The sequence below is a fragment of the Micromonospora sp. WMMB235 genome (assembly GCF_001855515.1).
Classification (GTDB): domain Bacteria; phylum Actinomycetota; class Actinomycetes; order Mycobacteriales; family Micromonosporaceae; genus Micromonospora; species Micromonospora aurantiaca.
In genome coordinates, this window is the sequence record NZ_MDRX01000001.1 from 69,133 (window position 1) to 92,912 (window position 23,780).

Consider the following 23,780-nt stretch of genomic DNA (forward strand, 5'->3'; position numbering starts at 1 on the left):
ATCCACCGGCCCGACGCGCCGCCCACCGGACGGCACCGGCCGGTCATCCAACAGAGGGAGTGCGATGAGAGACCCCCTGGCCCTGCTCAGCGCGACAGTTGTGCTGGCAGCGGCCGTGTTGACCAGTGGCGCCGCGCAGGCGGCGCCCGATTCGGCCGCGGCGCCAGCCGCCGTGGGAGCCGTCGCGCCGCCGCACACCGAACCGCGAGTCGCCGCCCCGCCGGTCCCGCAACCGACGCCGTTCAAGGAGGCGCCGCTCAGCACCGCCACCGGCAGGACGGCCGCCCCGCCCGACTTCGGCCCCGGGGAACGCGTGCTCTCGGCGTACCACCGGGGGAAGCTCTCCCGCGACGACGCGGTGCGGTACGGCCTGGGCGCGGTGCGCTCGCCCCGGGCGGTGCCGGCGCACCTTCGACCGACCGGGGCCATCCGCGACCCGCAGCGATATCTGACATACCTGTCGATGTTGGCGGCGAGCGCCGATCCGGAGGCGGCGCGGACGATCGCGCCAGATGTCGCGGTGCCTGCCGGCGCCGCCACGGCCGCCGGCTACGACGACTGCGCCGCCGAACCGTACGACTACCTCGGGGTCACCTATCGCTGCCGGGCGTCGGCCGGCGAGTTCCTCGTCCTCTACAACATCGCCGGTGGAGGCAGGCCGGGCATCCCGGCGGACGCCAACCCGAACGGCCGGGCGAAGGCGGTGCAGCATCTGCTGAACGCGCTCTCGATCGCCGTCGACGAGTATCGCGAGATGGGCTACCCGTTGCCCGTGCGGGACGGCAAGCCCTGGGTGCTGGTCTACGGCGTCGACGAGATTCCGATCGTCGGCGGGGTCGGCCTGCCGATCGACGCGCCGTTCGTCCTGCCGTTCGGCTTGAACCAGCAGGCGACCATGCTGGTGCCCAACGGGCAGGACGACTGGGACTACCTGCCGCGGCATGAGCTGTTCCACGTCATGCAGTACCAGTACTGGGACCGGTCCGACGTCGGCCTGGACTACCTGGCCCTCTTCGTGGGTGGCAAGGAGTTCGGCTCGATGAACTGGTGGATGGAGGCCACCGCGGAGTGGGCGACCCGCCAGACCTACGTCCGGGCGCCGTACGTGCCCATCCCCGGCGAGGAGAAGCTGTACGCCCGCAACGTCTACGACGTGCTCAGCAAGCCCGGGGCGGCACTCAACTCCTGGGGCGGGCTGGGCGGCGGTCCGCAGTATGGCGCGTTCCTGCTGCCGACCTACCTCACCGAGCAGGTCGACGCCTCCTTCGTGCGACGCACCTGGGAGAGCATCCGGGACCACGACCATCTGCCGATCGAGGCGATCCGGCACACCGCTGAGGGCTACGGCCTGAACTTCGCGGACATGCTCCTCAACTACCACATCGCCAACTACCGACTGGCCAAGGCGAACGCCGCGCCCGCCCCGACCGTGGACGCCTGGCGGATCTACGGCTACTCCGACTCCGACGCGAGCCTGTGGCGCAGCAACCTCACCGGCGCGAGCGGGACGAGCGACGACGCCCTCGGGGGCGCCAGACCGGCCCGGAAGAGTCACTCGACGCCCGCCGGCACCCAGGCGGAGTACCAGGACATCCTGCGTAAGGGCGGTGCTGTCTACCACGACTTCCGCGCGGTCAAGAACTCCGGCGACGCGAGCTGCGGATACTGCTCGACACTGATGGTGGACACCACCAGGGACGCCAACCGCAGATCTGCCGTCGTCGTCTGGTCGCCGACGGGAAGCACCGGCACGCTGGCGAAGTACCCGAGCATCCACACCGTGCGCCATCCCGACGCGGGTGGACTGATCACGGTGCCGGACTTCGCGTACCCCATGGTGGCCACTCTGGTGACCACCTGGACCGAACTGGACATCCACTCCGCCGACGCGGACAGCAGCCCGAAGACGTTCACCACGAATGTGGAGAGCGTGCTGCCACTCACGGCCCGCTCGTGCGCGCTGCGCCCGCTCTCGGTGCACAGCGTCGAGACCACGGTCGAGCCGGAGGGCGCGTTCAACAGATACGCCGCCAGCACGCCGGACGGCTGGACCGGCGGCGACTCCACGTACTCGGTGAAGCTGCCCGACGGCCGGATCGTCTGGCTGTTCTCCGACACCTGGATGGGCCCGCTCAACAGCGACGGCACCCGCCCGGTGAGCGCCCCCCTGGTCAACAACACCTTCGTCGTGCAGAACGGCGGCAGCCTCACCACCTACCAGGGCGGCACCGCCGGGGCGCCTCGGGCGTTGATGCCGCCGTCCGGACCCGGAAAGTGGTACTGGGTCGGTGACGGCCACCTCTCTGGCGGACAACTTCAAGTCGTGTACCAGGAGTACGAGCGGTTCGGCTCCGGCGCCTGGGACTGGCGGTTCAACCGCAACGTCGTCGCCAACTTCGCCCTGTCCAACCTGCGGACCCCGGTCAGCGTCCGGGGGTTGCCCTCTGCCAGCGGGGTCGCCTGGGGCTCGGGGCTGCTGCCGGCCAGCCGCAGCGGCGACGGCTACACCTACGTCTACGGCGTCGACGACTCCCCGATCAACAAGCAGATGCGCATCGCCCGGGTGTACGGCAGCGACCTCGCCAACGGCACCTGGCAGTACCACACGCCGTGGGGCTGGACGCTCCGCGAGCAGAACTCCCGCAACCTGCTGACCGGCATCGCCAACGAGTACAGCGTCACCCCCTGGGGCGGACAGTTCCTCCTCCTCAGCCAGGACAGCACCGAGGCGTTCAGCGGACAGATCAACGCCTGGACGTCCTGCTCACCGTACGGCCCCTTCACCCAGAAGACCCCGGTCTACCGCATGCCGGAACCCGGCCCCTACGGCAGCTACTGGAACCCCAACGTCATCTCCTACAACGCCCACGTGCACCCCGCGCTCAGCTCCGGTGACACCTTCATCGCCTCCTACAACGTCAACAGCATGGACACCCGTGTCTCCCCGGAAGCGGACCACTACCGCGATCCGGGCATCTACCGCCCCCGCTTCTTCCGGTTCGTCCTCGGATAACCACTGCGGTTCCGCCGGGCGTAGGACACGCCCGGCGGAGCCATCGGGCATCACCGGTACCGGTGTGTGCCTCCAAGAGCGCGACCGCGACGTGGGGTCAGCGACTTCGACGACCTGCGGGCCCCACGTCGCGGCATGCCTGGGGCCGCCGATGCCGGGCGTGCCGGACCCCGGCCACCCGTACCTGCTCATCGCCGGCGACCTGGCGCCCGCCGACACCGCCGGTCTCGAACCAGGCCTGGTCACGGCCGAGGGCGGGCCGACCAGCCACACCGCGATCCCGGCCCGGACCCGCGGCATCCCGGCCGTGGTCGGCTGTGTCACGTGCGGCTGGCGGCGCCGAACAGGTAGCGCAGCTCGTCCAGCATGACGACCAGCACGCCGACGGCCAGCGCGGCGGCGCCGGCCAGGACCGCCTCGCCGGGGCGTACGGCACCGGCCGGCGCGAGCGCGCCGGCGACGGCACAGGCGACGAGGAACGCGTTGCGCCACACGTGGTGCCGGCCCAGGGGCGCGGCGGTGCGGCCGAAGCAGCGGCAGGTGCCGCCGCCGCGCGGCAGGTTCGCGACGATGGCGGCGGTGAAGGCGAGCAGCAGGGCGCCCGAGGCGAGGAATCCGGCCAGCGGGAACACCGCCAGCAGGACCACGGCGGTGAACTCGGCGGCGACCACGGCCGCGGCGAGCGGGCCGGCGGGCCGGAAGCCCATGTCGCGCACGGAGCGCGTGAACTCGCGGTAGGCGTCGCGGCCGGAGACCTTCCCGACCGCCGCCGCCAGCAGGACCGTGCCGAGCAGCACCCGGCACCCGATCTCGACGTACATCTGTCATCGCCTCCCTCTGACCACGCCGAGGACCGCCTCGGGTGGCACCGCGCCGAAATGCCGCGAGTCCTGGCTGTGGGTGTTGTCGCCCCGTACCGTCACGGCGCCGTCCGGTTCGACCCGGTGCACCCGCTTGACCATCCACGTCAGGTCGGAGGCGGGGACGACGTCGCGGGCCCGGAAGACGACGAGGTCACCGACGGCGGGCGCCCGGCCGACGCGGACGATGAGCCGGTCGCCGTCCCGCAGCGTCGGCGCCATGCTCTGCCCGCTCACCACCACGAGGCGCCAGCGGCGGCGCAGCCAGCCGGTCATGTCGCCGCCAGCTGGTAGCCGTCCGCCTGGAGGCGGAAGAGCCGGGCGTACTCGCCGTCGGCCGCCATCAGCTCGTCGTGCGTGCCCGACTCGACGACTCGCCCGGCGTCCAGCACGACGATGCGCCGCGCGTCGCGCAGGGTGCTGAGCCGGTGGGAGATCAGCAGCCCGGTGCGGCCGTGGCGGATCCGGGTCAGCGAGGCGTGCACGCGGGTCTCGGCGTCCGCGTCGAGCCCGGAGCTGGGCTCGTCCAGGATGAGCAGGTCGGCGTCGGCGCGCATCAGGGACCGGGCGAGCGCGACCCGCTGCCACTGCCCGCCGGAGAGCGTCACGCCGGGCTCGCCGTCCTGGCCGGCGAAGGTGCGGCTGAGCAGCGTGGCGTACCCGTGGGGGAGGGCGCGGAGGCGGTCGTGGATCTCGGCGTGCGCGGCGGCCTCGGCGACCTGCTCGGTCGTGTGCGGCAGCCGGCCGATGCCGACGTTCTCCTCGGCGGTGAGGTCGTAGCACATGAAATCCTGGAACACCGCGCCCATCCGCCGGCGCACCGTCTCGATCCGCAGCTCGCGCAGGTCCACCCCGTCCCACGTGATCCGGCCGCGGTCCGGGTCGTAGAACCGGCAGAGCAGCTTGACCAGGGTGCTCTTGCCGGCCCCGTTGAGTCCGACGAGCCCGACGGCCTGCCCGGCGGTGATCGTGAGGTCGACGCCCCGCAGGACCCAGGGGCCGTCCTCGTCGTAGCGGAACCATACGTCCTCGAACCTGATCGCGGTGCGCAGCGGCGGCGCCGGCACGGTTCCGTCGACCAGGTCGGTGGGGCTGTCGAGGACGGCGACGTAGTGCCGGAACAGCCGCATGGCGGCACCGGCCTCGCCGAGCTGGGCGGCGATGCCGGCCAGGCCGCTGTGCGCCGCGGTGAACGCGGCCAGCAGGAGGGTGAGGTCGCCGAGGCTGAGCCGGCCACGGACCGTGGCGTTCACCGCGAACACCGTCGCGGTGAGGGTCACCGCGGCGCCGGCCAACGCCCAGCACGCCTGCACCGTCGTGGTGTGCCGGGCGGCGGCCAGCTCGATCCCGGCGGCCGAGCGCACCGCGCCGATGAGCCGGTCGTGGAAGAAACGGCCGAGGTGGTAGAGGCGCACCTCCCGGGCGGCGCGCAGGTCGGTCAGCACGGTCTGGAACAGGAACCGGGCCCGGAACAGGCTGGCGCTCTCCTCCACGGCCCGCGCGGTCCGCCGGGACAGTCGCAGTTGGATGAGGAAGTCGGGCACCGCCACGGCGAGCAGGAGCAGACCGGCCGGCGGCCAGAGGGACGTCAGGATCACGGCGAAGCCGCCGATGGTGACGACGTTCTGGGCCACGTCGACCGCGAACATGACGACCACGTACGGCGCCTGGGTGGCGGCCTGCTGGGCCAGCGCCAGCCGGTCGCGCAGGGCCGGCTGCTCGAACGGGCCCAGCCCGACGAAGGTGTTCAGTTTCCGGTACAGCCGCACGTCGGCGGCGATCGTGATCGCGTTCTGCAGGGCCGTGGTGAAGTATCCGGACACCCGGCTGGCGATCGCCGCCAGCGCGCCCAGGACGGCGATCGCCACGGCGTACCAGGTGGCGGTCGACGGGTCGGCCGAGCGGCCCCTGCCGACCTCGTCAAACAGCAGCTTGGTGAACCACGCGACGCCGATCGGGGGCGCCGCGCCGATGACGACGAGGGCGACCGTGGCGGCGAGCGCCCTGCGGTCCGCGCAGCCCAGTCGCAGGGCGGCTCGCAGCGTGGCCACGTCTCAGGCCAGGACCGGAAGCTGGTGGCTGGAGTTGACGACGACGCCGTCGACGACCGACAGCACGGCGGGGAAGCCCTTGACCCCGAACTCCTTCTCCGCCTGGTCCTCGTTGATGGTCGCCGTGTCGAAGTCGGCCAGGCGGGGCGCCATCTCCACCGTGTCCTCCGGCATGCCGATCATGAACACGAAGGTGTCGTGGCGGTAGCGCCGGGCGTCGACGGTGAGGGTGTCCAGGATGGTCTGGCACGGTGGACAGGTGGGGGTCAGCATGACCACCGTGCGCCGACCTGCGGTCAGGTCGACGTGCGGGAAGCCGGTGACCTCCAGGCCCGGGGCGGGCAGCACCTCGGGGGCGGCCCCGCCGTCGTGGGCGGCGGCGGTCTGCGTCTCCCGGAGCCGCCGGGCGAGGGCCAGGGTCAGGACGAGGTTGAGCACGGCGACCGCGCCGATCACGGCGATGGCGGCGTAGGCGAAACCCGGCATGGGAACTCCTCAACGAGTCAGCGGGGGGTGGGGGCCGCGCCGACGGCGCGGCCCCCGAGGATGAGCCAGGTCAGCAGACGCCGACCTTCTTGGTGTAGCAGATCGGCGACGACGTCGTGACCGAGCACACGCCGGTGCAGGACAGGGTGCTCCGCCGGTAGTAGCGGAAGTACGAACCGCCCGAGCAGTAGCCGTTGGACACCGCGCAGCACGACTGGCCGTGCTCCGGCACGCAGGCGCCGGCCACCTCGCGGCCGAGCACCTTGCTGAGCATCGCGTCGCCGACGCGGTTGATGAGCTTGGTCATGGCAGACCTCCTTGGTGGGTGACTGCCATCACTGTGCTGGGTGCCGCTGCGCGCGCCCTGCGCTCCTACTGCGCGCCGGCTGCGCTCCGCCAACGCGTCAGCGATTCGCGCAGGTCGTCGACGTACGCGGAGTCGAAGTGCTCGAAGATGTGCAGCGCCTCCTCGCCCAGCGCGACGGCCCGGTCGTGCCTGCCGAGGGTGGCCTGCGCCCGCGCGAGCAGGTGCAGCGAGTTCGCCAGCGGGAACGGCTGCCCGACGCCGCGCAGCATCGCCACCGAACTCTCCAGTTCCACCACCGCCCGGTCCGCGTCGCCCTCCTCGAGGTGCGCCTTGCCGAGCAGCCGCCGGGAGATCGCTTCGCCCCACTCGTGACGCAGCTCGTGGAACGCCAGCACCGTACGCCGCAGCAGCCGCCGTGCCGCCTCGCCGTCGCCGGCCGCGAGGTGCGTCGCGGCCAGCGCCTGCTCGGCCGTGGTCACGCTCATCCGGTCGCCGAGCCGGCGCGCGGCGGCCACCGCCTGCCGAAGCTGCTCCACGGCTGGCGGCCACTGCTCGGCGTGCCGGTGCAGCAGCCCGATGGTCTCCCGCGCGAGCGCCTCGCCCCACAGGTCGCCGTCGTCGACGAAGACCCGCAGGGCCGCAGCGCAGGCGTCCAAGGCGAACGGGGAGGTGAGCCGGTACTGCCCGTGCTGCATGCCGAGGGCCAGCAGCACGTGCCCGCCGACGCGGCCGACCGGCCAGTGCGCGGCGCACAGCCGCACCATCACCAGCAGCGCGGCGTCCGCCTCCCGCAACCTGCCGAGGTGGCGGCAGCACAGCGAGTAGCCCTGCAGGGCGACGAGGCGGTGCGCCACCCACCGCCCGCGGCCGGCCCGCTGCGCCGCGCGCAGCAGCGGCACGGCTTCGGCGTGCCGGTTCAGCGACCGGTACGCCGTGCCCAGGTGCAGCCGCAGCGACATCCGGGTCGCCGACGGCAGCTCGGCATGGCGGTCGAGCACGGCGCGCAGACAGTCGACCAGCTCGGGCAGGTGTTGGCTGCGCATCGTCGCGAAGTTGCCCATCGTGCAGGCCAACCGCCCCGCCAGGTCGACGGCGCCCAGCCGCAGCAGGTCCTGCACCGCCGCGACCAGGTTCTCCCGCTCCGCCTCGAACCAGTCGACGGCCTCCCAGGCGTCGAGCGCCGGCCCCGCGTCGGCCACCGGCAGGGCCCCGCAGGGCAGCGACGCGTCGGCCCGCTCGGCGTACGCGTGCAGCCGTGCGTACCACGCGACGACCTCGTCGACGGGGACCTCGGTGCGTTCCCGGGCGACGAGCCTGACCAGGTCGTGCATGCGTACCCGGCCGCTGGCGTCGTCGGTCAGCAGGTGGGCCCGGCACAGCTGCTCCAGCAGCGGCTCGGTGGTCTCGTCCCACATGCCGAAGCTGCGCAGCGACGTGCGGCTGAGCACCGCGAGCAGCCGCGCGGCGGGCTGCGGCAACCGCTCGAACCCGACGGTGAAGCTGCTGCGCACGTCGAGCCCGTCGAGGGAGAGTTCGTCGAGGCGCCGTCGCTCGTCGCGCAGCCGCTCGCGTAACCGCGCCACGGTCATCGCCTCCCGCTCGGCCAGCCGCACGCCGGCGATTCGCAACGCCAGCGGCAGGCGACCGCACAGCTCCACGACGTCGGCGGCGGCCCCGGCCTCCCGGTCGATTCGCTCGCCGCCGGCGAGCCCGGCCAGCAGGTCCAGGCCGTCGTCGATCGGCAGCACGTCGAGCGGGACGACCTCGGCGCCCGCCAGCCCCGGCAGCGCTCCCGTGCTCGTGACGACAGCGCTGCCGCCGGGCGGCAGCAGCGGACGCACCTGCGCCGCGTCCGCCGCGCTGTCCAACATCACCAGCAAGGTCTGGTCGGCGAGCACGGAGCGGTACAGCGCCGCGCGCTCCTCGGCCGCCGCCGGGATCGCCTCGCCGGCCACGCCGAGGGCGCGCAGGAACGCGCCGAGCACCGTGCCGGGCCGCGCCGGATCCGGGGTGTTGCCGCGCAGGTCCGCGTAGAGGCACCCCCCGGGGAAGCGGTGCCGGCTCTCGTGGGCCGCGCGCAGCGCCAGCGTGGTCTTGCCCGTTCCCGCCAGCCCGGTCACGACGATCACCTGGGCGACCCCGGCGACCGTCGGGGTGCGCCCCAGCAACGACAGCAGCAGCCCCAGCTCCTTGTCCCGCCCGACGAAGTCACCGGTGACTCCGGGAAGCTGGTTGGGGCGCACCCACCCCCGCGGGGACGTCTCCTGCTCGCTGCCGAGGATCTCCCGGTGCAGTTGCCGCAGCTCCGGCCCCGGGTCGATGCCGTGCTCCTCCGCCAGCACCCGGACCCCGGCCCGGTACACGGCGAGCGCCTCCGCCTGTCGGCCGCTGCGGTGCAGGGCCACCATCAGCTGGCCACGCAGCCGCTCCCGCAGGGGTCGGTCGCGGACCAGCGTGGTCAGCTCCGGCACGAGTTCCCGGTGCAGACCGAGCGAGAGCAGTGCCTCGGCGCGCAGCTCCGTCGCGTGCTCGCGCAGCTCACGAAGCCGATCGCGCTCGTACTCGACGAGCCGCGACCCGACGTCGACGAACGCGTCGTCGCGCCAGCGCGCCAGCGCCCGGTCGAGCAGCTCCACGGCGCGGCGGGCATCGGCGGTGGCCGCGGCGGCCGCTACCTCGGCGGCGAACTCCGCCGAGTCGACGACCGCCACGGGGTTCAGCTGGTAGCCGGGCGAGCGGGTGAGGATCAGCTCCGGCTTCGCGCCGCGGCGGACCGAGGCGACGACCGCCTGGACCCGGTTGCGCGCCCCCGTGGGCGGATCGTACGGCCAGAGCCCGTCGATCAGGCGGTCGACGGAGACGATGCGTCCGTGGTGGGCCGCCAGGCTCGCGACGAGTGCCCGCTCCAGCGGGGCGAGCGACACGGCCACACCGTCGATGCTCACCTCGATCCGACCGAGGATGCCGATCCGATACCCACGCACGGCGCAAAACTAGCGCGGTCTGCGCCCTTCGTGACCGCACGTCCGGAACGTTCCCGGCGCTGAAAGCGCTGGTCACGACGTTCCGGCCCGAAGATCGTGACCAGAGCCACTGTCTGCCCGGTCGCGGGGTGGCCGGTCCGACGCGGACACCGCGACGCCGGTGGCCTGCCCGAGCCCTGGTGACCTGCGCGTGTCCGACCTTGGCGGGGCCGCCGTCGATTTGCGCGGCACCAGTGAGCTACTACTCCTTGCTAGTAGTTGCCCTATGATGGCGACCGCGTCAGGTCGGAGCGATGGGCGCCGGGTCCATGTCTTCTCGACGGAGGGTTCAGCAGTGCCTTTCTCGCGGCATGCCCAGGTGGCCTGACGGTGTCCGCCGCATCGACGAGGTCTTCCCGGCGCAGGTTGCCGATGCGTGGCGTGGCACGGTGGGTGCTGCTGGTATGGCTGGCGTGGTGTCCAGCCCTGTTCGTGGTGCTCGGGTTCGCCTCGCCGGCCGCCGCGCACTTCAAGCTGGTCAAGGCCGTGCCGGCCGACGGCGCGCGGGTGAGTGGCGCTGTCGGAGAGGTCCGGCTGACGTTCAGCGCGCCCGGCACGCCCACCGGGGCCGGTTTCCGGCTTTCCCGCGACGGCGAGGCCGTTGCGGTGACCAGTCACACCCCGGACGGGGGTCGTACGTGGCTGGTGCACCCGGCCGCCCCGTTGACCGGCGGGGAGTTCGCGCTGCGGTGGAGTGTCGCCGCCCCCGATGCTCACCCGCTGACCGGCGACGTGGCGTTCACTGTGGTTCCGTCGGCTGCGGCACCCGGGGTGACGGCCACGCCCCGGCCCACCGCCGGTCCGCCCGGGCATGCCGGTCACGGTGTGCCAGGACTGCCGTCGGCGTCGCCGTCGGCCCATGCCGGCGGGCACGCGGTGGGTCATACCGCTGACGCCGAACAGGGGGCGGTGCGGTTCGTCGGCGTGGCGGGCCGGTGGCTGTCCTACGGGGCGACCCTGCTCGGTGTCGGTGGTCTGGTCTTCGCGTTGACCACGCTGGTGGGAACGCGCCGCGACATCCAGCTGGTCCAGGTCTGGGTGCGGGCGGCCGGGCTGACGGTGGCAGCCGGCGCGGTGCTCGAACTCGCGGCGCTGGCGGCGGTGTTCAGTGCCGATGGTGGTCTCGCCTCGGCGGCCGGCACACAGGCGTTGACCGCGCTCAGTCGTACACCGGTGGCCGCCGGCCTGGGTCTGCGGCTCGCCGGCGCGGCCGGGTTGCTCGTGGCCGGGTCCTTGGAGCCGGCGTTGATCCGGGGCCGGCACGCGGTCGGCCGGCACGCCGCAGCGACCGTCGCCGGTATCCCGACCGACCCTCAACCCCTGGTCGTGCCCACCGTCGGCGAAGCGCACGACGACGACGCGCACCGGGTCCGGGCGCGCGCGGTCCGGCCTGTGCTTCTGGGTGTCACCGTGGCGCTGCTGGTGGGTTCGTTCCTGCTCGACGGGCACACCGTCACCGCGCGACCGCGGATGATCGTCGTGGCGGCGGACGTCGCGCACACTCTCGCCGCAGCCGTGTGGGTCGGTGGGGTCCTGCTCCTGGCCGCGCTGCTGCTGGGGCGTGCACGTCTCGGTGCGCCGACCGGGGCCGCCGAGATGGCGGTGCGGTTCTCCGTGCCGGCCACGGCGGCGGTGACGTTGACCGGAGTCGCCGGCGTCGCGTTGACCGTGGCGATCCTGGACCGGCCGGGTCACCTGGTGAGCACCAGTTGGGGGCGGGTGCTGCTGGTCAAGGTCGCGTTGGTGGCGGTCGTCGCCGTCATCGGGCTCTACAACAGCAGGCGGGTGGTACCCCGGTTGGACGATCCCGTGCCGGGCGGCACGCGTCGCCTGCGTCGCACGGTGCTGGTCGAGGCGGTGCTGATGGTCGCTGTCCTGCTGGTCACCGCGATCCTGGTCAACGCCGGCACGTAGGCAACGCCCACCGGACGCACGGCCGCGTGTCGCGGACGGGGTTGCGGGGGTTACAGGCAGAACAGGATGCCGGCGGCCACGCCGACGACCAGGGGTGCGGCCAGGGTGGCCGAGGCGAGCGCGGCGCGGGCGAGCCCGTTGCGGCGGTCCGGCCGGTACCCCTGAAGGCGTTGGAGTCGGATGGCCACCTCGGCGCCGGCCATCGACAGCGCCGACGGTGGGTGCGGCGCGCCGGCGAAGGTCAGCAGCGCGTCGCGTACGGCGCTCGGGCCGCACTCGCGGACCGCGGCGGCATCGGCGCGCAGTTCGACGAGCAGGCGTACGGCCGAGGGCGCCTGCCGGGTCAGTGGCAGCCACGGTACGGCCGCCGCGAGCCCCTCCACTGCGCCGACGAGGAGGTGGTGGCGCTCGCGCAGGTGGGCGCGTTCGTGGCTGAGCACCGCGGCGAGCTGCTCTGCCGGCAGGTCACCGGCGGCGCTGGCCAGGACCGTGAGTCCGCGGGATCCGCCGATGCTGTACGCCATCGGGGTCGGGTGTGGAATCCACAGCACCGCCTCACCGGACGCAGGCGGCCCGCCGGCGAGCGTGAGCAGGTCGGCGTGGGCGCGACGGGCGCGGTGGGCGCGGTAGGCCCGCTGGGTGCAGGTCATGGTGAAGCGGGCGAGCACGGTCAGCAGGAGCAGGGCTCCTACCGCCCCGACGACCTCGTCGACGGCGGCTGGCCGGCTGGGTTGGGCCCAGTGCCAGCAGACGCGAGCGAGGTCGTGCAGTGCCCACTGCCGGGTGCTGCCCGGGGCGAGGAGCATCACGGTGGCCAGGAGAAAGGTGGCGATCATCGCGACGAGCAGGCCGAGCCAGCCGAGCAGCATCGCGACGGGATCGGCGACATGCCGGAAGCACCACCGCAGCGCGGCGGGACCCCACCAGGCCACGGCCGCGGCGCCGGTGACGAGGGCGAGCGCGAGGCTCACGCCTCGGACTTCCGCTCGTCGAGGACCCGCCGGAGGATGTGCAGCTCGTGGTCGGAGGCGGACCGGGCGAAGTGCATGAGCACCAGGTCGGGATGGCTGCTCGTCTCGATGACCCGACGCAGGGTGCGCGCGGTGATCTCCTCGCGGGTGCCGGCGGCGCGATAGCGGTAGGCCTTGCCGTCCTTCTCGCGAACGGCCCAGCCCTTACGGTGCAGGTTGTCCAGCACGGTGAGGACGGTCGTGTACGCCAGCGCCCGCTCGGTGGTCACCGCGTCGAGGACGTCGCGCACGAGCACCGGATCAGAGGCACGCCACAGCACGTCCATGACGGCCGATTCGAGTTTGCCCAGTTCCGCCACGTGCCCTCCTTCGTGTCGCTCAGGGTACGCGAGGCGACGCGGCGGAGTCACCGCGCGGCGGTGCGGCCGGTTCCGACGCCAAGGCCGGAACCGGCCGCACCACGCCGGCTACAGGCGGTCGAGGATCTTCTGCAGGGTCTGCACCTCGGCGGCCTGATCAGAGGCGATCTTGGCGGCCAGCGCCTTGGCCTCGGGGTTGCTCCCGTCGGCCTGCTCGGTCCGGGCCATGTCGATGGCGCCCTTGTGGTGGGCGATCATCATCTCGGCGAACATCTTGTCGAACGCGGGGCCCTTCGCCGCGGCGAGGTCCGTCATCTGCTGCTCGGACATCATGCCGGGCATCCCCGCGTCCATCCCCGGCATGCCGTGCCCGGGCGTGGCGCTCATGCCGGGCATGCTGTGGTCGCTGGGCAGGTCCGTGGGCTTGCCCCAGGCCGTGAGCCAGCCCTTCATGGTGGTGATCTCCGGGTCCTGCGCTGCCTTGATCTTTGCGGCCAGGTTCTTCAGTTCGCTGTCGCTCGCGCGGGTCGGGGCCAGGTCGGCCATGGCGACGGCCTGCTGGTGGTGCGGGATCATCATCTGGGCGAACATCACGTCCGCGTCGTTGGCGGTGGCGTTGGCCGAGGACGAGGCACTCGGCGCGGCACTGCCGGCGTCGTGCGTCATGCCGCCGGCGTCGTCCGCGCCACCGCAGGCGGCGACGGTGAGCAGGGCGGACAGGGCGACGCCCGCGAGGGCGGCGCGACGCAGGATGGTTGGCGTCATCTGGTACGTGGTCCTTGTCGTGAGGTGGGTCGGAACAGGGCCGTCGGTCCGGGCGAGGCGCCGGACCGGGGTCTGCTCACGTGCGCAGGAACGTGACGGCTCGCAGTCGCAGCCCGATGGGCCGGCGGGGTGGACCTCGATCCGGGCTGATCACCCGCCGGCGGTGGCCGGTCGGCGTGCGTGCGCCGCGATGGCGGGACCGCAGCAGGGACAGGACGCCGAGGATCAGTGCGCCGCCCAGCACCGCCAGGCACACGGTGAACGCGTGCTCCCCGCCCCGGTGTCCAGGCGAGCCGTCGGGTCCGTGTTCGGCGGCGGGCGCGGCGGCGCTCCGGTGGGCGGTGCTCGCGTGGGCGGCTCCGGGTTCGCCCGGGTGGCCGAGGGTGTGCATGCCGAACACGCCGAGCGTCACGGCGACGAGAAGCGCCAGCCGCAGCGGCGCGCGCGCCGGTGGACGCCCCACCCTCACCTGTCGCATCCCACCCCCAGAGGTCGGCCGCCCCGACATCCTCTTCTACTACAACCGCATAGTAGAAGGATTATCACGGCGGCTCGGCACGGGGCTGGCGTTCACCCGGATTCAGCTTTGTCGTGCCTGGCCCGACCGGTGTGGCGCCGGTCAGGCCGTACCGAGACCGTCAACCGGCGCGGCGGGCCAGGCCTCCCATCTTCACCGCGGTGAACACCGCGGCGGCCAGCGCCACGTCGGAGAGCAGCATCAGCCCGATGGCGTAGGAGCCCTGCGACCCGTACACCCAGCCCATGATCAGCGGCGGCACGAACCCGCCGAGCCCGCCGGCGGCCCCGACCAGCCCGGTGACCGCGCCCACCTGGTCGGCGGGGGCGACCTTGCCGACCAAGGCGAACACCGCGCCGCTGGCCGCGCCGAGCAGCACCGCCATGCCGAGCAGCGCGACCGTGGCCACCGGCATCAGGGCCGGCTGGAAGGCCTGCACGACGGCGAACCCGGCCACCCCGGAGAAGCACCACACCAGCACCGGCACGGGGTGTAGCCGGTCGGAGAGCCAGCCGCCCACCGGGCGGGCCAGCACGGCGAGCACGACGAACCCGGCGGTCCGCAGCGCACCGTCCGCGGCACTGAGCCCGTAGGCGGTGCGCAGGTACGCCGGCAGGTACACGCTGAAGGCCACGAACCCGCCGAACCCGACCGCGTACAGGAAGCACAGCTGCCAGGTGACGGTCAGCCGGGCGACGCCGGCGAGCCGCTGCCAGGCCGACCCGGTGGGCCGGGCCGGGCCCGGCGCGTCGCGCAGCAGCAGGAACGACAGCACCGCGTACGCCGCCAGGATCGCCGCGACCAGCAGGAACGGGGCCCGCTCCCCGTAGGCGTCGGCCAGCCGGACGGTGGTGAAGTTGGCGATCGCGGTGCCACCCATGCCGACACCGAACACGCCGATGGCGAAGCCGCGCCGGGCCGGCGGATACCAGCCGGACACCAGCGGGACGCCGACGGCGAAGGCGGTGCCGCCGATGCCGAGGAAGAAGCCGGTCACGATCAGCGCCGGGTAGGAGGAGACCGTGGTGAGGGTCAGCACCGGCACGATGGTGGCGACGGTGACCAGCGGGAAGACTACCCGGGCCCCGTACCGGTCGGTGAGCGCGCCGACCGGGATGCGGCCCAGCGAGCCCACGATCACCGGCACCGCGACGAGCAGGGACTGCGCGGCGAAGCCGAGCCCCAGCCGTTCCTTGATGCCGGGGCCCAGCGGACCGAGCAGGGCCCATGCCCAGAAGTTCACCAGGAAGCCGAGGGTGGCCATGGCTAGCTGGAGGGCGGCGCCGGAGGTGGCCTCGGGACGCCCGACCGGGGCGGTGGACCCGGCTTGCCGGTCACGGATGCTGGTCATCGTTCAACTCCGTCGGGATCGTCGTGCTGCTGTCGCGGCGTCAAAGGGGAATTCGGCGGTCCGCTTCACCGGTACGAGCCTCGCTCGAGCCAACCCACCCCGGCAGGGCCGGAAGACCCGGCCCAGGAGGACGTCCCACCTGCCACGGCAGGGTGAGCAGACCGACCGGGGTGCCGGGGCGCCAACCGGGCGGCACCACGGCCAGCGCGTCGGCGTCCGCCGCCGCGCCCAGGTATCCCGGGTGCGCCCCGTCGACCAGCCGCAGGCCCCGCGCGCCGCGCCGGACCGGCACGATCCGGGTGTTCCGCTCGTCGAGGCGCAACGGATCGGTGAGGACGGCGGTGTCCAGATCGGCCGGCGGCCGTCCGGCCAGCCCGGTGAGCAGCGGGTCGATCAGGGTGAGCGCGGCGACCAGCGCCGCGTACGGGTTGCCCGGCAGGCCGGCGATCCAGCGGGCCCCGGCCTGGGCCAGGACCTGTGGGTGCCCGGGCCGGCACCGCACCCCGTCCACGTGCGCCACGGCCCCGAGGTGCCGCAGCGACGCGTGCAGCCCGTCCGCCGGGCCGACGGAGGACGCCCCGCAGACGACCGTCACGTCGGCGTCTCGCGTGCTGTCCGCGATCGCCTCGGCGAACCAGTCGGGCTGGTCGCCGACCATCCGCGGACCGAGGAGGTCCGCTCCCCAGGCGGACAGCAGCGGGGCCAGCATCGGGCCGATCGCGTCCCGGACCCTGCCCCACGGGGGACGGCCGGCGTGGACCACCTCGTCGCCGCTGATCAACAGGCGGGCCCGGGGTCGGGCCCGGACGGTTAGGTGGTCGAGGCCGACGCTCGCGGCCAGCCCCAGCACCGCCGGCGTGACCGGCGAACCCGCGGGCACCAGTTCCTGACCGCGGGCGGCGTACTCGCCCGCGCACCGGATGTGCCGACGGTCGCCCGGCACCGCCCGCAGGACGTCACCGATCCGGTCGGCGATCTCGTAGGGCACGACCCGGTCCGCCCGGCCCGGGACGGGAGCGCCGGTGGCCACCTCTACGGCGGTCCCCTCGACCAGGGGCGCGACGGCGTGGGTGCGACCGGCCAGGATCTGGCCGACCACCCGCCACGGGCCCGGACCGCGCACCGCGTATCCGTCCATCGCGGAGTTGTCGAACCCGGGCAGCGGGACCGCCGCGACCAGTGGCGCCGCGAGGGTCCGGCCGGCGGCGGAGGCCAGCGGTACCGACTCCGCGGGCAGGGGAGCGGGGAGCCGGTGGGCCAGCGCCCGCGCCGCGGCCCACTCCGTCGCGGGTCGGGACGAATGGTGACTGCCGGTGTGGTGCGGTGCGGTGGTCACCGGCGTGAGCGGGTCCGACCGCCGCGCGGGGTGGGCAGCTGGGGCGGCCCCTCCCATCCGGGGCGGGTCGGCCGCAGTCCGGGCCGGTCGTCCCGGCTGCGGTAGACGACGTAGGGGCGGGTGGCGTAGCCGACCGGAGCGCTGAACGCATGGACGAGGCGGGTGAACGGCCAGAACGCGAAGAGCGCGAAGGCGGCCAGGATGTGGATCTGGAAGCCCACCGGGACGCCGGCCATGATCTCGGGGTCCGGGCGGAGGTAGAACAGCGACCGGAACCACGGGGAGATGGTCTCCCGGTAGTCGTAGCCGGGGCCGGCGACGTTGGCCCGCACCGTGGCCCAGAGGCCCAGCACGATCACCCCCGCCAGCACCACGTACATCGCCTTGTCGTTGCGGGTGGTGGCGGCGAAGACCGGCCCGGTCAACCGGCGGCGGGCGATCAGGATGCCCAGCCCGATCAGGGTGCAGAAGCCGGCCACCGTGCCGATGAACACGGCCATGAGGTGGTAGGTGTGCTCGGTGACGCCGACCGCTTCGGTCCAGGACTTCGGGACCACCAGGCCACCGATGTGTCCGATCAGGACCATCAGCACTCCGAAGTGGAACAGCGGGCTGCCCCACCGCAGGATGCTGCTCTCGTAGAGCTGGGAGGATCGGGTCGTCCAGCCGAACTTGTCGTAGCGGTGGCGCCAGATCAGGCCGCCGACGAGGATCGCGATCGACAGGTACGGGTACACCACCCACAGCAGGATGTTCATCGGCGTCCTCCAGTCGTGTCGACCAGTCCGAATGGTTCGAGTCCGACCTGCTCCACCGGCGGCCCGGTGCGGGCCAGCCGGGCGGCGGCGGCGATGTCCCCGGGCTGGGCGGGCGGCAGCATCTCCCGGACGGCGGCGACGGCCTGCCGGTACACCGACTTCTCCCGCCCCAGCGCCTCGACCAGCAGGTCGAGGCCGACGCGGTTCTCCCGCAGCAGCCGCCACCCGTCGTCGTCGGCGGCGGCCAGGTCGAGGACAGCGGGCAGGAAGTCGGGCAGCTCGCCGTCGACGACGGTCAGTCCGGCCGCCTTGTACGCGGCGGCGAAGTCGACCAGCGCCTCACCCCGGCGACGGGTGTCGCCGCAGGTGTAGTACGTCAGGTGCAGGCAGCAGCGGCGCCGGAAGTCGAACACCTCCACGTAGGCGGTCCGCAGGTCGACCGGCGCGGCGGCTTCCCGGTGGGCGACCACCTCGCGCAGCGGCCGGGCGACCTCGGCCGGCAGGCCGTCGAGCGCGGCCCGCACGGTGGGCAGCGCTGCGAGGACCTCCTCTTCGGGATAGCGCAGCAGCAGGGACGCCGCGCGGGCGGCCACCGCCCGCCAGGTCGGCCGGCTCACGGGTTACCTCCGTCGACGGGTGCGGATTCGCGGCTGCGGGGCGGGAAGAGGCCCTTCGGGCTGCCCTTGCCGTCCCAGTTGAGCAGGTTGACCCGGCGGGGTTCGTCGCCCGGGTCGGTGAAGCCCTCCGCGGTCTGCCGGTCGCGCAGCATGTGGAAGGTCTCCACCTGGACCGGCACCGGCGTGCCGGAGGACTCCCCGAAGGGCCCCTGGCCGTACGGGCCGCCGCCGCCCATCCCGGGGCCGCCCTCGTAATCGAGGCTGCACTCGGTGGCGATCTTCTCCAGCCGGTGTGCGTCCTCAGCGTGCGCGGCGGGGATGACGTACCGCTGCTCGTACTTGGCGATGGCGAGCAGCCGGTACATCTCGTCCATCTCCGCGCCGGTCATGCCGACCGCGGCGGCGATGGACTCGTCGCGCTCCTCGCCCAGGTTGATCCGGCGCTGGTAGGCGCGCATCGCGGCGAGCCGGTTCAGCACCCCGCGCACCGGCTCCGGGTCGCCGGCGGTGAAGAGCTCGGCGAGGTACTCCACCGGGATGCGCAGCGCGTCGATGGCCCCGAAGAGGTTGCCGGCCTCCTCCGCGTCGTGGCCGGTCTCGCGCAGCGCGTCGGCCACCGGCGACAGCGGCGGGATGTACCAGACCATCGGCATGGTCCGGTACTCCGGGTGCAGCGGCAGCGCCACCTCGTAGCGCATGATCAGGTCCCAGATCGGCGAGCGCTGCGCGGCGTCGATCCAGTCGTCCGGGATGCCGGCCTCGCGGGCGGCGGCGACCACGGCCGGGTCGTGCGGGTCGAGGAAGACCGACCGCTGCGCGTCGTACAGGTCGTGTTCGTCGGCGATGGCGGCGGCCTCGGCGACGCGGTCGGCGTCGTAGAGCATCAGCCCGAGGTAGCGCAGCCGCCCCACGCAGGTCTCGGAGCAGATGGTGGGCTGGCCGATCTCGATGCGCGGGAAGCAGAAGGTGCACTTCTCGGCCTTGCCGGTGCGGTGGTTGAAGTAGACCTTCTTGTAGGGGCAGCCGGTCACGCACATCCGCCAGCCCCGGCAGCGGTCCTGGTCGACCAGCACGATGCCGTCCTCGGCCCGCTTGTAGATCGCCCCCGACGGGCAGGAGGCCGCGCAGGACGGGTTGAGGCAGTGCTCGCAGATGCGCGGCAGGAAGAACATGAAGGTCTTCTCGAACTCCTGCTTCACCTGGCCGGAGACCTTCGCCAGCACCGGGTCACCGGCGGCGATCTCGTTGCCGCCGGCGAGCGAGTCGTCCCAGTTGGCGCTCCAGGTGATCTTCGTATCCTGGCCGGTGAGCAGCGACTTCGGCCGGGCCACCGGGGTGTCCTCGCCGGCCGGCGCGTTGATCAGGTGCTCGTAGTCGTACGTCCACGGCTCGTAGTAGTCCTGCATGGACGGCAGCTTCGGGTTGGCGAAGATGCTGAACATCTTCTTCACCCGGCCACCGGAGCGTGGCTTGAGCTTGCCGGAGCGGGTCCGCACCCAGCCGCCCTGCCAGCGCTCCTGGTTCTCGTAGGTGCGCGGGTAGCCCTGCCCGGGGCGGGTCTCCACGTTGTTGAACCAGACGTACTCGACGCCGGAGCGGTTGGTCCACGCCTGCTTGCAGGTGACCGAGCAGGTGTGGCAGCCGATGCACTTGTCGAGGTTCATCACCATCGCCATCTGTGCCATGACCCGCATCAGTACTGCACCTCCTGGGAGCGGCGGCGGATCACGGTGACCTCGTCGCGTTGGTTGCCGGTCGGGCCGAGGTAGTTGAACGCGAAGGACAGCTGCGCGTACCCGCCGATGAGGTGGGTGGGCTTGACCAGCAGCCGGGTCAGCGAGTTGTGGATGCCGCCGCGCCGGCCGTTGGTCTCCGACTTGGGCACGTCGATCACCCGTTCCTGGGCGTGGTACATGTAGACCGTGCCCTCGGGCATCTTGTGCGTCACCACGGCCCGGCAGACCACCACGCCGTTGCGGTTGACCGCCTCGATCCACTCGTTGTCCCGGACGCCGATCTTCGCCGCGTCGGCCTCGCTCATCCACATCGTCGGCCCGCCCCGGGACAGCGTGAGCATGATCAGGTTGTCCTGGTACTCGGAGTGGATGGACCACTTCGAGTGCGGGGTGAGGTAGCGGACGGTGATCTCCAGCTCCCCGTTGCGGCCGAGTCTCGGTTCGCCGAAGAGCTTGTGCATGTCCAACGGCGGCCGGAAGATCGGCAGCGCCTCGCCGGCCTCGTGCATCCAGTCGTGGTCGAGGAAGAAGTGCTGCCGGCCGGTGAGCGTGTGCCAGGGCTTGAGCCGCTCGGTGTTGATGGTGAACGGGGAGTAGCGCCGGCCGCCGTGCTCGCTGCCCGACCACTCCGGGCTGGTGATCACCGGCACCGGGCGGGACTGGGTGTCGGCGAAGGTGATCTGCTTGCCCTCGTGCTCGGCAGCCAGGTCCGCCAGGCGTACCCCGGTGCGCTTCTCCACGTCCCGGAAGCCCGCGGTGGCGACCCGCCCGTTGGTGGTGCCCGACAGCGCCAGGATCGCCTCGCAGGCGTGCGTGTCCTTCGCCAGCGACGGCCGCCCGTCCGCGGCGCCGCCGCGCACCTCACCGTTCTTGTGGCGCAGATACTCGACCTCCGGCCGCACGTCGACCGAGAAGCCCTTGCCGGTGGTGCCGAGGGTGTCCATCAGCGGCCCGAGCGCGGCCATCTTGTCGGCGATCGCGCCGTAGTCCCTCTCGACCACCACCAGTTTCGGCATGGTCCGGCCCGGCACCGGGGTCTCCCCGGTCGCCGCCCAGTCGCGGACCCGGCCGTGCGGGGTCGCCATCGCGTCCGGGGTGTCGTGCAGCAGCGGCGCCGCGACCAGGTCCTTGCGTACGCCCAGCCGCGGCCCGGCGAGCGTGGAGAACGCCTTCGCGATGCCGTGGAAGGCGTCGAAGTCGGTCCGGGTCTGCCACGGCGGGTTGATCGCCGGGGTGAAGGCGTGCACGAACGGGTGCATGTCGGTACTGCTCAGGTCGTGCTTCTCGTACCAGGTGGCGGCGGGCAGCACGATGTCGGAGAAGAGCGTCGTGGAGGTCATCCGGAAGTCCAGGCTCAGCAGCAGGTCGAGCTTGCCCTCCGGGGCCTCCTCCCGCCAGGTCACGTCCTTGGGCCGCAACTCCTCCGGCGCCTCCTCGGCGCGCAGGTTCGCGTCGGTGCCGAGCAGGTGCCGCAGGAAGTACTCGTTGCCCTTGGCCGACGAGCCGAGCAGGTTGGCCCGCCAGACGGTCAGCACCCGTGGCCAGTTCTCCGGCGCGTCCGGGTCGGTGCAGGCGAACTTCACGTCGCCCTCGCCGAGCCGCTCGGCCACCCAGCCCGCCGGGTCGTCCGGCCGGGCGGCGAGGGCCTCGTCGGCCAGGTCGAGCGGGCTGCGGTCGAAGGTGGGCATCGACGGCATCCACCCCGAGCGGGCCGACTGGGCCAGCAGGTCCATGGTGTGCTTGCCGGCGAACGCGCCGGTGCCGGTGGGGGAGGAGACCACGTCGGCGGAGTAGGTGTCGTAGCGCCACTGGTCGGTGTGCACGTACCAGAAGGCGGTGCCGATCATCTGCCGGGGCGGGCGGACCCAGTCCAGGCCGAACGCGAGCTGCGCCCAGCCGGTCGCCGGGCGGCACTTCTCCTGCCCCACGTAGTGCGCCCAGCCGCCGCCGTTGACCCCCTGGCAGCCGGTGAGGGTGACCAGCGCCAGGATCGCCCGGTAGGTGGCGTCGGAGTGGAACCAGTGGTTCGTGCCGGCGCCGAGCAGGATCATCGACCGTCCGCCGGAGCGGTCCGCGTTGTCGGCGAACTCCCGCGCCACCCGGGCCACCTGCGCCGCCGGCACCCCGGTGACCGGCTCCTGCCACGCCGGCGTGTACGGCGCCTCGACGTCGTCGTACCCGGTCGGCCACTGGCCCGGCAGGCCGTCGCGGCCCACCCCGTACTGGGCCAGCACCAGGTCGAAGACGCTGGTCACCAACTGGCCCCGCACCGTGCGGGTCGGCACGCCCCGGCGCAGCGCCTGCGGGGTGTCGGTGTCGAACCGAGGCAGCTCCACCTCCACCGCGTCGCCCGCCCCGAGGCAGGTCAGCGCCGGCTCCAGGTCGCCCAGGTCCAGGTTCCACTGGCCCTGCTGCTCGCCCCAACGGTGGCCGAGGCTGCCCCGCGGCACGGCGGGAGCGTCGGTGGCCGAGTCCCAGAGCACCGTCCGGAAGGCCGCCTCCTTGTCCGTCTCGCCCAGGTCGTCGGCGGTGAGGAACTTGCCCGGCCGGTACGCCCCGTCGGCACCCGGCTCCAGGGTGACCAGGAACGGCAGGTCGGTGAACCTGCGGACGTAGTCGACGAAGCGTGGGGTGCGCCGGTCGACGAAGAACTCCTTGAGGATGACGTGCCCCATCGCCATCGCCAGGGCGCCGTCGGTGCCCGGCTGGGCGGGCATCCACTCGTCGGCGAACTTGACGTTGTCGGCGAAGTCGGGGCTGACCACCACGACCTTCTGCCCCCGGTAGCGCGCCTCGGCCATCCAGTGTGCGTCCGGCGTGCGGGTCACCGGGACGTTGGAGCCCCACATGACGAAGTAGGAGGCGTCCCACCAGTCCCCGGACTCGGGCACGTCGGTCTGGTCGCCGAAGACCTGCGGGGAGGCCACCGGCAGGTCGGCGTACCAGTCGTAGAACGACAGCATCGAGCCGCCGAGCAGGGACAGGAACCGGGCGCCGACGGCGTGCGACACCATCGACATGGCCGGGATGGGGGAGAAGCCGGCGACCCGGTCCGGGCCGTACTCGGCGATCGCGTGCACGTGCGCGGCGGCGACCATCTCCTGCGCCTCGTCCCAGGTGATCCGCACCAGGCCGCCCTTGCCGCGGGCCTTCTGGTAGCGGCGGCGTCGTTCCGGGTCGCCCTGGATGTCCGCCCACGCGGCCACCGGATCACCGAGGCGGCCCCTGGCCTCCCGGTACATCTCCACCAGCACGCCCCGCGCGTACGGGTAGCGCACCCGGGTGGGGGAGTAGGTGTACCAGGAGAAGGCGGCACCCCGGGGGCAGCCCCGAGGCTCGTACTCCGGCCGGTCCGGCCCGACGCTCGGGTAGTCGGTCTGCTGCTGCTCCCAGGTGATGATGCCGTCCTTGACGTACACCTTCCAGGAGCACGAGCCGGTGCAGTTCACCCCGTGCGTGGAGCGCACCACCTTGTCGTAGGACCAGCGGTCCCGGTAGAAGGCGTCCGCCTCCCGGCCGCCGATCTGGTGCAATGTCCGGCCGTCGGCGGAGACCTCGGCCCGGCGTACGAGGCCGCCCACGGCCAGCAGCGCCCGCCCCGCACTATCGGTGGCTCGCGACATACGCCTCATTCCTTCGATAGATGGCCGTACTGCCCCACGTTCTCGGCAGATGCGCCGGAGTGCAACCCCGAGCGAGGGCGTCCTGGCCATGGT

19 protein-coding genes are annotated in these 23,780 nt (G+C 72.8%); 3 read left to right on the top strand and 16 right to left on the bottom strand.

Translation table 11 applies throughout. The annotated features are described in order from the left end of the window. The first annotated feature begins 64 nt into the window (after nt 1-64). Both BFV98_RS00340 and BFV98_RS31325 read left to right on the top strand, forming a co-directional pair. The gene (locus tag BFV98_RS00340; protein WP_071094319.1) at nt 65-3,013 is read left to right on the top strand and encodes a hypothetical protein; all 2,949 of its coding nucleotides are present in this window, start codon (nt 65-67) and stop codon (nt 3,011-3,013) included. Between the two features lie 151 nt (nt 3,014-3,164). Continuing rightward, complete coding sequence (locus BFV98_RS31325; protein ID WP_083395213.1) at nt 3,165-3,383, top strand: PEP-utilizing enzyme; 219 nt, start codon at nt 3,165-3,167, stop codon at nt 3,381-3,383. Here the strand turns inward: BFV98_RS31325 and BFV98_RS00345 are convergent. From BFV98_RS00345 to BFV98_RS00370, 6 genes are all read right to left on the bottom strand, one after another. Beyond that, complete coding sequence (locus BFV98_RS00345; protein ID WP_071094321.1) at nt 3,334-3,834, bottom strand: MauE/DoxX family redox-associated membrane protein; 501 nt, start codon at nt 3,832-3,834, stop codon at nt 3,334-3,336. The two genes, BFV98_RS31325 and BFV98_RS00345, sit on opposite strands and share 50 nt — an antisense overlap. A gap of 3 nt (nt 3,835-3,837) precedes the next feature. Then, nucleotides 3,838-4,149, bottom strand: a complete 312-nt coding sequence (locus BFV98_RS00350; RefSeq protein WP_013287125.1) for a S24/S26 family peptidase — start codon at nt 4,147-4,149, stop codon at nt 3,838-3,840. After that, nucleotides 4,146-5,924 (bottom strand): ABC transporter ATP-binding protein, encoded by a 1,779-nt coding sequence (locus BFV98_RS00355; protein WP_030268113.1) that lies wholly within the window; start codon nt 5,922-5,924, stop codon nt 4,146-4,148. The genes BFV98_RS00350 and BFV98_RS00355 overlap by 4 nt, the downstream gene beginning before the upstream one ends. A gap of 3 nt (nt 5,925-5,927) precedes the next feature. Continuing rightward, on the bottom strand, nt 5,928-6,410 hold the full coding sequence (locus tag BFV98_RS00360; RefSeq protein ID WP_030268115.1) for a hypothetical protein: 483 nt from the start codon (nt 6,408-6,410) through the stop codon (nt 5,928-5,930). Nucleotides 6,411-6,480: 70 nt separating this feature from the next. Beyond that, a complete protein-coding gene (locus BFV98_RS00365) occupies nt 6,481-6,717 on the bottom strand; it encodes a hypothetical protein (RefSeq protein WP_013287122.1) in 237 nt (78 codons plus the stop codon). Between the two features lie 65 nt (nt 6,718-6,782). Next, nucleotides 6,783-9,701, bottom strand: coding sequence for an AfsR/SARP family transcriptional regulator (locus tag BFV98_RS00370; RefSeq protein ID WP_071094323.1), 2,919 nt, complete (start codon nt 9,699-9,701; stop codon nt 6,783-6,785). Between the two features lie 411 nt (nt 9,702-10,112). Between BFV98_RS00370 and BFV98_RS00375 the strand changes: the two genes are divergently transcribed. Continuing rightward, nucleotides 10,113-11,654 carry a CopD family protein gene (locus BFV98_RS00375; RefSeq protein ID WP_071094326.1) on the top strand — a complete coding sequence of 514 codons (1,542 nt, stop codon included), beginning with the start codon at nt 10,113-10,115 and terminating at the stop codon, nt 11,652-11,654. A gap of 50 nt (nt 11,655-11,704) precedes the next feature. Here BFV98_RS00375 and BFV98_RS00380 read toward each other — a convergent pair whose 3' ends face one another. The 10 genes from BFV98_RS00380 to BFV98_RS00425 all read right to left on the bottom strand — a co-directional run bounded on the left by BFV98_RS00380 (nt 11,705) and on the right by BFV98_RS00425 (nt 23,687). Beyond that, nucleotides 11,705-12,625: a M56 family metallopeptidase gene (locus BFV98_RS00380; protein WP_071094328.1), complete on the bottom strand. Its 921-nt coding sequence runs from the start codon at nt 12,623-12,625 to the stop codon at nt 11,705-11,707. Then, entirely contained in the window at nt 12,622-12,984 is a 363-nt protein-coding gene (locus BFV98_RS00385; RefSeq protein ID WP_013287118.1) for a BlaI/MecI/CopY family transcriptional regulator, read from the bottom strand. Before BFV98_RS00385 ends, BFV98_RS00380 begins: the two co-directional genes overlap by 4 nt. 108 nt (nt 12,985-13,092) lie before the next feature. Continuing rightward, complete coding sequence (locus BFV98_RS00390) at nt 13,093-13,749, bottom strand: DUF305 domain-containing protein (RefSeq protein ID WP_071094330.1); 657 nt, start codon at nt 13,747-13,749, stop codon at nt 13,093-13,095. A 76-nt stretch (nt 13,750-13,825) separates the two neighbouring features. Then, nucleotides 13,826-14,227 carry a DUF6153 family protein gene (locus tag BFV98_RS00395; RefSeq protein ID WP_071094332.1) on the bottom strand — a complete coding sequence of 134 codons (402 nt, stop codon included), beginning with the start codon at nt 14,225-14,227 and terminating at the stop codon, nt 13,826-13,828. A gap of 160 nt (nt 14,228-14,387) precedes the next feature. After that, entirely contained in the window at nt 14,388-15,530 is a 1,143-nt protein-coding gene (locus tag BFV98_RS00400; protein WP_174361801.1) for a nitrate/nitrite transporter, read from the bottom strand. Between the two features lie 127 nt (nt 15,531-15,657). Next, nucleotides 15,658-16,953 (bottom strand): molybdopterin molybdotransferase MoeA, encoded by a 1,296-nt coding sequence (locus tag BFV98_RS00405; RefSeq protein ID WP_071098696.1) that lies wholly within the window; start codon nt 16,951-16,953, stop codon nt 15,658-15,660. Further along, a complete protein-coding gene (gene narI, locus BFV98_RS00410) occupies nt 16,950-17,711 on the bottom strand; it encodes a respiratory nitrate reductase subunit gamma (protein WP_071094334.1) in 762 nt (253 codons plus the stop codon). Before narI ends, BFV98_RS00405 begins: the two co-directional genes overlap by 4 nt. Then, on the bottom strand, nt 17,708-18,328 hold the full coding sequence (narJ, locus tag BFV98_RS00415) for a nitrate reductase molybdenum cofactor assembly chaperone (RefSeq protein ID WP_030498889.1): 621 nt from the start codon (nt 18,326-18,328) through the stop codon (nt 17,708-17,710). Before narJ ends, narI begins: the two co-directional genes overlap by 4 nt. Continuing rightward, entirely contained in the window at nt 18,325-20,022 is a 1,698-nt protein-coding gene (narH, locus tag BFV98_RS00420) for a nitrate reductase subunit beta (RefSeq protein WP_071094336.1), read from the bottom strand. Before narH ends, narJ begins: the two co-directional genes overlap by 4 nt. Beyond that, complete coding sequence (locus BFV98_RS00425; protein WP_030268135.1) at nt 20,022-23,687, bottom strand: nitrate reductase subunit alpha; 3,666 nt, start codon at nt 23,685-23,687, stop codon at nt 20,022-20,024. The genes narH and BFV98_RS00425 overlap by 1 nt, the downstream gene beginning before the upstream one ends. Nucleotides 23,688-23,780: the final 93 nt, after the last annotated feature.

Bases quoted from the DNA above. Each gene is read 5' to 3' on its own strand.
- BFV98_RS00345 (WP_071094321.1), bottom strand. From the start codon at position 3,834: ATGTACGTCGAGATCGGGTGCCGGGTGCTGCTCGGCACGGTCCTGCTG.
- BFV98_RS31325 (WP_083395213.1), top strand. From the start codon at position 3,165: ATGCCGGGCGTGCCGGACCCCGGCCACCCGTACCTGCTCATCGCCGGC.
- BFV98_RS00340 (WP_071094319.1), top strand. From the start codon at position 65: ATGAGAGACCCCCTGGCCCTGCTCAGCGCGACAGTTGTGCTGGCAGCG.
- BFV98_RS00365 (WP_013287122.1), bottom strand. From the start codon at position 6,717: ATGACCAAGCTCATCAACCGCGTCGGCGACGCGATGCTCAGCAAGGTG.
- BFV98_RS00400 (WP_174361801.1), bottom strand. From the start codon at position 15,530: ATGGCCACCCTCGGCTTCCTGGTGAACTTCTGGGCATGGGCCCTGCTC.
- BFV98_RS00350 (WP_013287125.1), bottom strand. From the start codon at position 4,149: ATGACCGGCTGGCTGCGCCGCCGCTGGCGCCTCGTGGTGGTGAGCGGG.
- BFV98_RS00395 (WP_071094332.1), bottom strand. From the start codon at position 14,227: ATGCGACAGGTGAGGGTGGGGCGTCCACCGGCGCGCGCGCCGCTGCGG.
- narH (WP_071094336.1), bottom strand. From the start codon at position 20,022: ATGCGGGTCATGGCACAGATGGCGATGGTGATGAACCTCGACAAGTGC.
- BFV98_RS00375 (WP_071094326.1), top strand. From the start codon at position 10,113: ATGCGTGGCGTGGCACGGTGGGTGCTGCTGGTATGGCTGGCGTGGTGT.
- BFV98_RS00425 (WP_030268135.1), bottom strand. From the start codon at position 23,687: ATGTCGCGAGCCACCGATAGTGCGGGGCGGGCGCTGCTGGCCGTGGGC.
- BFV98_RS00360 (WP_030268115.1), bottom strand. From the start codon at position 6,410: ATGCCGGGTTTCGCCTACGCCGCCATCGCCGTGATCGGCGCGGTCGCC.
- BFV98_RS00390 (WP_071094330.1), bottom strand. From the start codon at position 13,749: ATGACGCCAACCATCCTGCGTCGCGCCGCCCTCGCGGGCGTCGCCCTG.
- narI (WP_071094334.1), bottom strand. From the start codon at position 17,711: ATGAACATCCTGCTGTGGGTGGTGTACCCGTACCTGTCGATCGCGATC.